The sequence below is a fragment of the Marinobacter sp. NSM genome (genome assembly GCF_052380025.1).
Taxonomy (GTDB): Bacteria; Pseudomonadota; Gammaproteobacteria; order Pseudomonadales; family Oleiphilaceae; genus Marinobacter.
The window spans coordinates 1-10,900 of sequence record NZ_JBQTCK010000016.1; the positions used below are offsets into that span (position 1 = coordinate 1).

The 10,900-nt window shown below is 58.5% G+C and carries 9 protein-coding genes; 3 read left to right on the plus strand and 6 right to left on the minus strand.

Translation table 11 applies throughout. From position 1 onward, the window contains the following. The 4 genes from vgrG to ACTZWX_RS17700 form a co-directional block, all read right to left on the minus strand. On the minus strand, positions 1-595 hold a 595-nt coding region (vgrG, locus tag ACTZWX_RS17685), incomplete at its 3' end, for a type VI secretion system tip protein VgrG (RefSeq protein WP_444715038.1). Positions 596-754: 159 nt separating this feature from the next. Beyond that, on the minus strand, positions 755-2,479 hold the full coding sequence (locus ACTZWX_RS17690) for a sugar phosphorylase (protein WP_444715039.1): 1,725 nt from the start codon (positions 2,477-2,479) through the stop codon (positions 755-757). Further along, complete coding sequence (locus ACTZWX_RS17695; protein ID WP_444715040.1) at positions 2,476-3,699, minus strand: glycosyl transferase; 1,224 nt, start codon at positions 3,697-3,699, stop codon at positions 2,476-2,478. The genes ACTZWX_RS17690 and ACTZWX_RS17695 overlap by 4 nt, the downstream gene beginning before the upstream one ends. A gap of 13 nt (positions 3,700-3,712) precedes the next feature. Next, a complete protein-coding gene (locus ACTZWX_RS17700; RefSeq protein WP_444715041.1) occupies positions 3,713-4,504 on the minus strand; it encodes an HAD-IIB family hydrolase in 792 nt (263 codons plus the stop codon). 120 nt (positions 4,505-4,624) lie between these two features. Here ACTZWX_RS17700 and ACTZWX_RS17705 point away from each other — a divergent pair, with 120 nt between their 5' ends. Then, the gene (locus tag ACTZWX_RS17705) at positions 4,625-6,079 is read left to right on the plus strand and encodes a protein adenylyltransferase SelO (RefSeq protein ID WP_444715042.1); all 1,455 of its coding nucleotides are present in this window, start codon (positions 4,625-4,627) and stop codon (positions 6,077-6,079) included. 159 nt (positions 6,080-6,238) lie between these two features. Beyond that, positions 6,239-7,624, plus strand: a complete 1,386-nt coding sequence (locus ACTZWX_RS17710) for an AmpG family muropeptide MFS transporter (RefSeq protein ID WP_444715043.1) — start codon at positions 6,239-6,241, stop codon at positions 7,622-7,624. A 20-nt stretch (positions 7,625-7,644) separates the two neighbouring features. Here ACTZWX_RS17710 and ACTZWX_RS17715 read toward each other — a convergent pair whose 3' ends face one another. Continuing rightward, complete coding sequence (locus ACTZWX_RS17715; protein ID WP_058092389.1) at positions 7,645-8,127, minus strand: YajQ family cyclic di-GMP-binding protein; 483 nt, start codon at positions 8,125-8,127, stop codon at positions 7,645-7,647. Positions 8,128-8,264: 137 nt separating this feature from the next. On the opposite strand from ACTZWX_RS17715, the gene ACTZWX_RS17720 reads away from it, so the two are divergent. Further along, complete coding sequence (locus ACTZWX_RS17720) at positions 8,265-9,236, plus strand: response regulator (RefSeq protein WP_444715044.1); 972 nt, start codon at positions 8,265-8,267, stop codon at positions 9,234-9,236. Positions 9,237-9,722: 486 nt separating this feature from the next. On the opposite strand, the gene ACTZWX_RS17725 is transcribed toward ACTZWX_RS17720, so the two are convergent. Further along, positions 9,723-10,763, minus strand: coding sequence for an AraC family transcriptional regulator (locus tag ACTZWX_RS17725; RefSeq protein ID WP_444715045.1), 1,041 nt, complete (start codon positions 10,761-10,763; stop codon positions 9,723-9,725). Positions 10,764-10,900 lie beyond the last annotated feature (137 nt).

Sequence of the window (10,900 nt, forward strand, 5' to 3'; positions counted from 1 at the left end):
CCGGGTCCAGTTTGGGGGCGTCGCCGTGGTGGTCGGCGATGATCAGGGCCGGTTGCTCTTCGCCGTCCACGCTGCCGTGCTGGTAACGGTAATGCCAGCCTTCTTCGGCGGCCAGGCGGTTGATGAACTGCAGGTCGCTTTCCCGGTGTTGGACGCAGTATTCCCGTTCTGCCGGGGGGCGCTTGAAGTCAAAGACCGTATCAATGATGCCCCGCTCTTCCAGCAGGGTGCGAACGATGGCGTCGGTGGTCTGGGTCTGGAAGATGCGGCTGTTGTGCATCAGGCCCTGGCGCCAGGCCGGGGGCTGGATGACCACTTCGTAGGCGGTGCGGCGGTGGCCGGTGTTGCCCCGGACGAATTCGTTCACTACGCCGGTGAAACGCCGCAGGGGTTGGCCGTCTTGCCAGACTACCAGGTCCACCGGTTGTTCCAGAACGTCAGCAGCGGCCACATCGGGGTCGGTGCTCGCCAGTTCTAACCGGCCATGAAACAAGGAAGACAGCTCTTCGGCCAGCTTAAAGCCAACTACCGAAAAGTGATCTGAGGGGAATTCGCCTACACGGGCGGTGAACTGCAATCCGCTTGCCTGGGGCATGACTTCGGTCCCTGAAGAATAGTGGTTTGTAACTCACTCATCCTGAGCCCAACCGATTATAACTACCCCACTTCAGATTACAAACCAACCACTCCGCATTTTTGGGGTCAGACCCCAAGACATTTCACCCCATCAAATGTCCGGGGGTCTGACCCCAATTTAATTGGAGAGCCAGACGCTCTGGTAGGGTTTGAGGGTGAGCACACCGGCCTGGTCGTCGATGGCCATGCCGGAGATCAGGTCGGTCCATTGGTCGGTGCCGATGAGGTTGATGTCGCTGAGGGCCACTTGCTGCACTTCGTCGCTTATGTTGTGGATGCAGAAGATGGATTGCTCCCGGCGCATGCTTTGGCGCCAGAAGCCGAACAGTTGCAGGCCCAGATGAAGGGTAAACTGGGTCGCGTTGGGGTGGAAGGCGGGCTGGGCGCGGCGTATAGCGATCAGGCGCTTAAGTTCGGTGAAGGCTTTGCTGTGGTGGCTGAGTGGGTCCGCCAGGGCGGCTTCCACATTATCCAGCTGCCACTGGCCACGGTTGATGGAGCGGAAGCGGCCGGTGTGTTCTACCCGGGCGTGGTCGTTTTCGGTGGCCAGCAGGCTATGGATGTAGAAGGCCGGAATACCCTCCAATGCCAGCATAATCGTGTGCGCGCATACGAACCGCTGAAGCTGCCAATGGTCGGTCCCGCCCTCGGCGGTGCCTTTCAGGGCGTCCCACAGGGCAATGTTCATTTCATAGGGCTGGTCGCGGCCGTCGGCGGTGCGGCGGTAGGACACCTTGCCCCCGAAGGATTCCATCGTGTTGATCAGCCGCTGCTTCTCGTCCTCGTCCAGCAGGCCGTCGGTGGGCCGCAGGCCAACGCCATCGTGGGAAGCGATGAAGTTCAGGTAGGTGGTGCCCATCTGCGCCGGCGGCATGCTCATCAGCCAGGTTTTCAGGTGTCGACAATTGCCCGTGACCAGGGTGTTGATCAACAGCGGCGGCAGTGAGAAGTTGTAGATGGCATGGGCTTCGTTGGCGTTGCCGAAGTAAGTCAGGTTCTCCCGGTTGGGTACGTTGGTTTCGGTGATCACCACTGCATCGGGGGTGTGATGCTCAATCAGCAGGCGCAAGATCTTGATCAGCTCGTGAGTCTGCTGCAGGTGAATGCAGGGCGTGCCCGGCTCTTTCCAGAGAAACGCCACCGCATCCAGCCGGAAAATTCTCACGCCCCGCGCCAGGTATTCACGAATAATGCCGGCAAATTCAATCAGAACTTCCGGATTGGCGAAGTTCAGGTCCACCTGATCCTCACTGAAGGTGCACCACACATGGCGCTCGCCATCGTCGGTCTGTACCGGGGTGAGCAACGGTGACGTGCGGGGCCGCACCACCATGCTCAAGTCGTCTTTCGGGTTACCCTCGTAAAAATAGTCCTTTCCCGGCCCGACCCGCTTGCGAAAATTCTCGAACCAGCGGCTGCGGGCCGACATATGGTTGATCACCAGGTCTGCCATCAGCTTATAGTCCTCGGCGATGGCTTCGATGTCGTCCCAGCCACCGTGGGACTCGTTTACCGCCAGGTAATCCATCACCGAGAAGCCGTCGTCCGAGCTGTACGGAAAAAACGGCAGGATATGCACGGCGCTGATGACATCCCGCAGGCTGTCATCCAGAAAACGCTTCAGAGTCACCAATGGCTTTTCATCTGGCAGCTGAACGGTATCGGCATAGGTGATCACCACAATGTCCGATTGGTCCCAATGGTTCTGGTGCGCCGGCGGGGCCTCGGCATCGGGCGCCAGGGCCATGGCATCCATCAACTGCTCTGCCACAAAGCCACAGTCCACCGCCGGATAAACCACTTCCAGCATGGCCACCAGTTTGCTGTTCAGGGTCTGGCTCATGGCCTGAACTCCTGGTTATCCAATTCCACCGCTTCCAACAACTGCTCCCGGATGTCCGGAATGGCACTGGTTACCCGGTTCCAGCTCGGGATGAACGGTGTGTCCATAGGGTTGTCGAGGAAATAGGCGCCGGCGCGCATCACGTTTTGCGCGAACAACTCCACGGCCTTTTCTTCCTTATGACGATCAAAGCCCAGGCCATTGATGATTGCATCGTTCTGATAAGTCTCCACAAAATCCAGGGCAATGCGGAAGTAGCTGGCCTTGATCGTGCGGAATTTCTCGTTGGAGAAGATCTCACCATTGGTAGCCAGCTTGCGGAACAGCGCCTTCGAGATGTCCACGCTCATCTTGGACAGCCCTCTGCTGGCGTCTTCCGGTGACAGATCCTGGTGTTTGTGGTCATACACATCGGCCACGTCCACCTGGCACAAACGGTTGGTGGCGTAGTTGCGCTTCATCTCAGACAGTACGCCAATTTCCAGGCCCCAGTCGCTGGGGATGCGCAGGTCGTTGATGACATCGGTGCGGAAGGAGAACTCGCCCGCCAGCGGGTAGCGGTAGCTGTCCAGGTAATCCAGAAAATCGTTCGGCCCACACACTTTTTTAAGTGCGCGAATCAGCGGGGTGACCAGCAGGCGGCTAACCCGGCCGTTCATGCTGCCATCCGCCACCCGTGCGTAATAACCTTTGCAGAACATATAGTTAAAACCGGGGTTGGCCACGGGGTAGATCAACCGGGCGAGCAGATCCCGGGAATAGGTCAGGATGTCGCAATCGTGCAGCGCCACGGATTTACTCACGCCCGAGGCCAGCACATAGCCAAAGCAGTACCACACGTTTCGGCCCTTACCCATCTCGGTCGGTGCCAGGCCTTGCTCTCGCAGTTTCATATCGAGGGCACGCAGCCGGGGGCCGTCGTTCCAGAGCACTTTGAACGATTGCGGCAGTTCAGAGAAATACTCCAGGGCATGGCGGTATTGCGCTTCATCGGCGCGGTCCAGGCCAATCACAATCTCATCCAGGTAAGGCACCCTGGTCAGCTCCTGGACGATATTTTTAAGCGCAGGCCCTTCAAGCTCCGAGTACAGCGAGGGCAGCACCAGCGACATTGGCCGGGCTTTGCGAAAGCTCATCAGGTCCGCTTCGATGTCTTCCACGGGGCGACGCACAAGGTTGTGCAGGGTGGTGATAATGCCGTTCTGGTAAAAGTCGCCCATGGCGGCTCCTCCTTTACTGGTAGCCGTACTCAAACAACACGTTGAGCACGCATTCATTCCAACCCTCCGGGCCGGGTTTGAGGGAGCGCATGGCGTGCCGTGATGACGGCAGTTGAACCTGATCACTGTTCACTCCACGAATTACCACCGGTACGTCGGCAGCCTCCAGCATGCACTGGTCATTGGGGCTGTCCCCCAGCGCGATGGTTACAATGGGCTCATCGCCGTAGTGCTCCTGGTAACGCTTCAGCAAGAACCGGGCCCCCTCGGCTTTATCAAACGTCCCCATGGCATGCCAAAATCGCCCGCCCTGCACCAACCGCAAACCTCCAAGCTCAAGCGCCGCGCGGAATTGCGCCAGTTCGTCTTCCGTGCCATCCCACACCAAAGGCACCGTTGCCAACCGCTGTTTGGCGCGGGTCGCTTCCGCCACCGACAACCGGGTTAGCGCCGCCACCTCCGCTGCAGACAGGTCATCAAAGCTCCGAAACTGTGCACCGGATTCCCTCTGCACCAAAAGGGTGCGAACAACCTCCTCATAGGATGTTCCAACATGGACCACCTCTTCCTCCGCATTGCCCAGGCAACCGGACGGAATCACCACCGCCGCGCCGTTTTCAGCAATAAACGGCGCCCGCAGGCCCATCCTGCTTTGCAGCTCACTGATCTCCGCCGCGGTTTTGCTGGAGTTGAAAATCAGCGGAATGCCATTGGCCGCCAACCGCGCCATCGCCGGCTTCGCCGCCCGCCAGCTATAACTGTCGTGGTCCAGCAAGGTGCCATCCAGATCCGTAAAAACAATCATGTGTGGTTGCATTTGCCCACCCCGCTCTGCAATGTAACTGGGGTCAGACCCCAAGACATTTGATGGGACGAAATGTTCTGGGGTCTGACCCCAAATTAGATTCAAGAACCAGGCCAGACTATGAGCACGAATGCTTTCAAGGTGGAACACCGTTATCTGGAGTTGCCAGACAGCTTTTATACGCGGGTGAAGCCGACGCCTTTGTCGCAGCCGTCGATGGTGTGTTTTAACCACAAACTGGCGGCGCAGATGGGGTTTCATGTTCAGGATGAGGCCGAGTGGGCCGGCGTGGGTGCCGGGGCGGAACTGCTGGAAGGCATGGACCCGGTGGCCATGAAATACACCGGGCACCAGTTTGGTGTGTACAACCCGGAACTGGGCGATGGCCGGGGGCTGTTACTGTGGGAAACCGTGGCGCCGGACGGCACCCGTTGGGACTGGCACCTGAAAGGGGCAGGCACCACGCCCTATTCCCGCTTTGGCGACGGCCGGGCAGTGCTGCGCTCCACAATTCGCGAATACTTGTGCTCGGAAGCCATGCACGGTATTGGCATTCCTACCACCCGCGCCCTGTTTATGATCAGCGCGAAAGATCCTGTGCGCCGGGAATCCATCGAAACCGCCGCCGCCTTGATGCGAGTGGCGCAAAGTCATATCCGTTTCGGCCACTTCGAATTCGCCGCCCACCATGAAGGCCCCGAGGCACTGAAAACCCTGCTGGAACACGTGATCACCCTGCACTTCCCGCACCTGATCAGCCTGCCGGATGAACAACGCCACCAACGCTGGTTTGAAGAGGTGGTGGAACGCACCGCCCGGCTGATCGCTGACTGGCAGGCGGTCGGCTTCTGCCACGGCGTGATGAACAGCGACAACATGTCCATCATCGGCGACACCTTCGACTACGGCCCCTACGCCTTCCTGGACGATTTCGACGCTGGCTTCATCTGCAACCACACCGACGAGGGCGGCCGTTACGCCTACAACCGGCAGCCCCAGACTGGCTTTGTGAATTGCCAGTACCTGGCCAACGCCCTGCTGCCAATCCTAGATGAGGACCACGTGCGCCGCGGCCTGCGCCGGTACGAAACCACCTATAACGAACATTTTAAGAACAACATGAGGGCAAAACTGGGGCTGGAGGAAACCGACGACTCAGACATGAGCCTGATTATGGACACCTTCAGCATGCTGCATGAACACCGGGTGGACTACACACGCTTTTTCCGGGGCATCTCCAACCTGCACCGTCACGGCAACGCCCCGGTGCGGGATCTGTTTGCAGACAGAAGCGTGGCCGACGAATGGCTCGAACGTTACGAGGCCCGCCTGCAAACCGAAACCCGCGCCCACGACGAACGGGAATACGCCATGCGCCAGGTGAACCCAAAATACATCCTGCGCAACTACCTGGCCCAGCAAGTCATCATGGAAGCCCAGAACGGCGACTACGCGCCCCTGAAAGCGCTGTTAAAGGTGCTGGAGCACCCGTTCGACGACCAACCCGAGCACGAACACTACGCCGCCCTGCCGCCAGACTGGGGCAAACACCTCAACATCAGCTGCTCCTCCTGAAGTTGGGGTCAGACCCCAGAACATTTGATGGGGTGAAATGTCTTGGGGTCTGACCCCAATTTGGCTCGCCAGGTCATTAAAGCTCGCTCACTTGGCCATTGAGTTTTAATTCCGCATAATCCCGCTTCGTATATTCCATTCAGCTCCGGACCGCCGTTCATGCCTCAGAGTTTTGTCGTGAAATTCCTGCAAGGCTTTCAAGTCTATCGAAACCCTCGGGTTATCGGCATGCTGTTCCTTGGCTTCTCAGCCGGGCTGCCCTTGTTGCTGGTGGGCGGCACCTTTTCGGCATGGCTTCGGGATCTGGGCGTTGAACTTGCCACCATTGGTTTTCTCAGCTGGGTAGGCATGGCCCACTCGATCAAGGTGCTGTGGGCGCCGATTGTTGATCGCACCAGCATTCCGTTTCTCACCCGTTGGCTGGGGTGGCGGCGCAGCTGGATGCTGGTTTCCCAGATGAGTATCGCAGGCGCGTTACTTGGCATGGCATTGACGGACCCAACCCAGCAACAGTGGCTGGTGGCCCTCTGGGCCGTGGTCGCCGCTCTCGGTTCTGCCACCCAGGATATTTCTGTTGACGCCTATCGCGTGGAAGCCGCGGAGCCCCATGAACAAGGCGGCATGGCCGCCAGCTATGTCACCGGGTACCGGGTCGCCATGCTCATGGCCAGCGCAGGCGCCCTGCATATTGCAGCGGTCGGCAGCTGGTCCCTGGCCTATGGCACCATGGCATTGTTGATGGGGGTTGGCATTGTCACCACTCTGATCAGCGCGGAACCGAAGAATCGACAATCCGCTGCCGTTTTTGCCATGGAGGCGCGGGTTATCGGGTATCTGGACCGCACCAAACACAGCGGCGCCCGCAAGAGCATCACTGCCTGGCTGATCGGGGCGTTTGTGTGCCCGTTCGCGGATTTCTTCCAACGGTATGGCAAAGCGGCGCTGGTGATCCTGTTGTTCATTGCCACCTTCCGCATCAGTGACATCTTTATGGGGGTGATGGCCAACCCCTTCTATCTGGACCTTGGCTTTACCAAGTCCCAGATTGCCAACATTGCCGCGGCGTTTGGCTTGATCATGACTCTGAGCGGAGCCGCGGTGGGCGGCGCGCTGGTGGCACGTTTTGGCATCGCCCGAATGCTGTTATTCACCGCCTTTATGGCCCCGGCCACCAACCTCACCTTTGCGGGCCTGGCCATCATCGGCCCCCAGCAGCCGGGCCTTGTGGCCGCCATCATTGCCGACAACGTCACCGGCGGGATGGCCATTTCGGTGTTTATTGCCTACCTGTCCAGCCTCACCAACACCGCCTACACCGCCACCCAGTACGCGTTGTTCAGCTCATTGATGACACTGCCCGGGCAGTTTGCGGCGGGCTTTACCGGGCTGCTTGCCGAGCACGTGGGCTGGGTGGGGTTCTTTCTGATCACCGCCGGAACTGGCGCTCCGGCCATTATCCTGGCGGCCTTGCTGTTCCGCATTGCTCACCCGGACAAGCCGGCACGAGTAGAGGAGGAAACTCCGCCAGGGCAGACAGCTCCCTAACCATACAGGGCCGGCAGGACTCAATCGCGAAAGTTGTTAAACTGCAGCGGAATATCAAGCTCCGCCTCGCGCAGCATGGCAATGGCCTCCTGCAGGTCGTCCCGCTTCTTGCCGGTTACCCGCACCTTGTCGCCCTGAATACTGGCCTGAACCTTCATTTTCTGGTCTTTGATCATCTTCACGATCTTTTTAGCCATATCGGTTTCGATGCCCTGCTTAAGGGAAAAATGCTGCTTCACCAGCTTGCCGGCCTTGCTCTCGCCGTCTTCCGCCAGGGCGCGGGCATCAATGTTACGTTTGGCGAAGGCCATGCGCAGAAGATCAATCAGCTGCTCCAGCTGGAATTCCTGCTCGGCACTGACGGTAATGCGCTTGTCTTCCAGCTCGATATCCGCCTGCACATTTTTAAAATCCCAGCGGTTACCCAGATCACGCTTGGCCTGATCCACCGCGTTGGTGACTTCGTGCATCTCAATTTCTGAAACAATGTCAAAAGAAGGCATGGTCGTTATTCTCCAAAGGCCACACAGGGGTATACTGTGGCGACATTAAAAATACCGGATGTTCCGAAACCGCCAAAGCATACCAAGAGCCGCGGCGAACCGCATCTGACAATGGACTGGTAAGAAGTAGACAAACGATGCCAAACCTGGACCTACCCATACTCGTAGTAGACGACGCAAAATTCAGCAGTATGGTGGTCGGCCGCACCCTGCGAAACGCCGGTTACCGCGACATACGCATTGCCAACAACGCACCCGATGCCCTGAAACTGATGGAACAGCGCCAGGTCAGTGTGCTGATTGCCGATTGGCTGATGCCGGAAATGGACGGGTTGCAACTGACCGACCATGTGCGCCAGCAGGACGAGCAAGACAATCACTACACCTACGTGATCCTGCTCACCGCCCGGGAAAGCGTTGAGGCGCTGTCGGAAGCCTTCGACCGGGGCGTGGATGATTTCATCTACAAGTCAGACATGACCAAACAGCTGATACCCCGCATCTTTGCCGCAGACCGCATGGCCGACCGCCAGAACACCTTGCTGCGGGCCAACGCGCTGCTGGTCGAAAACAACCGGGAGCTGGAATCTACCAACATCATCGACCTGGAAACCGGCCTGTGCAACAGCAAGTATGCCCGCCAGCGCCTGCAGAAAACCCTGCGGCACGCGGAATCCCGCGGTGGCGCCACCTCCTACGTGATGTGCGGCATTCGTAACTGGCAAGACCTGAAACGCAAGCACCCACCCAGCGTGATGAGCGAACTGGCCACCGGCATCGCCCGCCGCCTGAGTACCCTGATTCGCCCCATAGACGCCCTGTGCCGCGTAGGCGACAACCAGTTTGCCATCGTCTCCTACTTCCCGAACAGCGACCACTGCTCCACCACCGCGTTCCGGAGAATTTTTGATGGCATCAACCACAAAGCCCTGAAAACCACCGCCGGCTTTATCTCGGTGGAAGCCGGCATGGTGCTGTGCCGCGCCGACGCCCAGGACGGCACGCCCTCGGTGCAGGATATGGAGCGGACTGCCGTACAAGGCTTGGTAGACGCCTACGAAACCCGCCGGTTTACCGAAACCAAACCCGAGATACGGGAAGGTGTGTAGCGCACACAAACGGTAACAACGAGACACATATCACAAACAGACAGGAAGAGTTCGAGGGCTTAACCTGCAATTGTGGAATCAAGCATCATCCACCCGTGGCGGAGGAGCCGAGTAGTATCTCCGTCGCTCTACGACCTCTGTCTGCAATGGGTTAGCGGTTTTTTTCAGGCACTTCCGTTTCTTCCGAAGTATTTTCGGGCCAGCTCTTGTGAGCTGGCTTCTTTATTTAGGGGTCTGTCCCCGAACGGGGACTGACCCTCTTTTGCCCGTCCTTGCCACCAAACACGAGCCCATTGGTTCCAAGATGGGTCAGTCCCCATGCGGGGACAGACCCTTGGGACTAAGACCCACATTTGCCCGTCCTTGCCACCAAGCTTGAGCCCATGGGTCCAAAATGGGTCAGTCCCCGTGCGGGGACAGACCCTTAGGGACAGATCCTATTGAAGTACCCCAGTCCGACCACGAGTGGGATTGTGTAAAAGTGGGTCAGACCCCTTTGGGGTCAGACCCTGTGAGACCCCGGCGATAATCCCCAGGCGTCTTCCCCGTAGCCGCCTTAAACTTCCGGTGAAACGACGTGGTCTCGCTATACCCCAACCTCAGCGCGATATCGGGAATACTCATCTCGGTATTCCGCAAATAATCCTCTGCCATCTGCTGGCGCACATCATCCAGTAGCTTCTGGTAGGAAACGCCTTCCTGGCTCAGTTTGCGTTGCAGGGTGCGGCTGGTCATGCCCAGGTCTTCGGCGATCATGTCTTGCCGGGTAACGCCGCTGGCCAGTTGCTTCTGGATACCTTGCTTAACTCTGGAGGTCAGATCGGTGTCTGTATCCAGCAGTGCCAGCTGGGACAGTGCATGGGCTTCGAGGGTCTTGCGTAGCAGGGGGTCTGGCTGGCGAAGACGGGTGGCCAGTAAATCCTGGGGCATAGTCACCACATTCTCCGGCGCATCGAACTCTATCGGGCAGCCCCAGCGCTCCTGATAAGCGCTTTCATAGTCAGGGCCGGGCGAAGAGCGTTTCAGTGCAACCCGGATTGGAGAGGCGTTTTCGCTATCCGCCAGCCAGCGAGCATAGTTAATCCAGGAGGCGAATACGTTATCCACCAACTGGGGCCACACCACCGGGTCGGTAAAGTTGCAGGTCCACACCAATGACACCTCATCGCCCTTCATCCGAAGGCCAGTAGTACCCATATCCCCCACCAGCTTCTCATAGGGCGCAATTCGGGTGACTGCCTCCCCCAGGGTGGCGCAGCTCATGGTGATGTAGCCAAGCACACTGTAAGAACCAGGCTGAACGAAATCGCCGGTTTCCAGGCCAAGGATGGGATTGTCGGATGCTTCGGCGAGCAGGTGAATAAACGTCTGAAACTGCTCGCCCGTCAGGCGGCCATCATCGGTATCGAGAATATTCGGCTCAAGGCCGGCTTTGCTGAACAACTCTGAGGTGCTGATGCCTTTCGAATCGGCATAGCGAACGTATTGGCGCAGAGCGGCGACAGAGGCGGTTCCAAGAGGGGTCATGACGACTGCTTCGGTTGTTGATTTTATGCAGCGAGTATAACCGAAAATGGGCAGGGCTTGGGTGTTCTGGGGTTTGTCCCCCAAGGGTCTGTCCCCGCATGGGGACTGACCCATTTTGGAACCAATGGGCTCTAGTT

Bases quoted from the DNA above. Each gene is read 5' to 3' on its own strand.
- ACTZWX_RS17690 (WP_444715039.1), bottom strand. From the start codon at position 2,479: ATGAGCCAGACCCTGAACAGCAAACTGGTGGCCATGCTGGAAGTGGTT.
- ACTZWX_RS17695 (WP_444715040.1), bottom strand. From the start codon at position 3,699: ATGGGCGACTTTTACCAGAACGGCATTATCACCACCCTGCACAACCTT.
- ACTZWX_RS17700 (WP_444715041.1), bottom strand. From the start codon at position 4,504: ATGATTGTTTTTACGGATCTGGATGGCACCTTGCTGGACCACGACAGT.
- ACTZWX_RS17705 (WP_444715042.1), top strand. From the start codon at position 4,625: ATGAGCACGAATGCTTTCAAGGTGGAACACCGTTATCTGGAGTTGCCA.
- ACTZWX_RS17710 (WP_444715043.1), top strand. From the start codon at position 6,239: ATGCCTCAGAGTTTTGTCGTGAAATTCCTGCAAGGCTTTCAAGTCTAT.
- ACTZWX_RS17715 (WP_058092389.1), bottom strand. From the start codon at position 8,127: ATGCCTTCTTTTGACATTGTTTCAGAAATTGAGATGCACGAAGTCACC.
- ACTZWX_RS17720 (WP_444715044.1), top strand. From the start codon at position 8,265: ATGCCAAACCTGGACCTACCCATACTCGTAGTAGACGACGCAAAATTC.
- ACTZWX_RS17725 (WP_444715045.1), bottom strand. From the start codon at position 10,763: ATGACCCCTCTTGGAACCGCCTCTGTCGCCGCTCTGCGCCAATACGTT.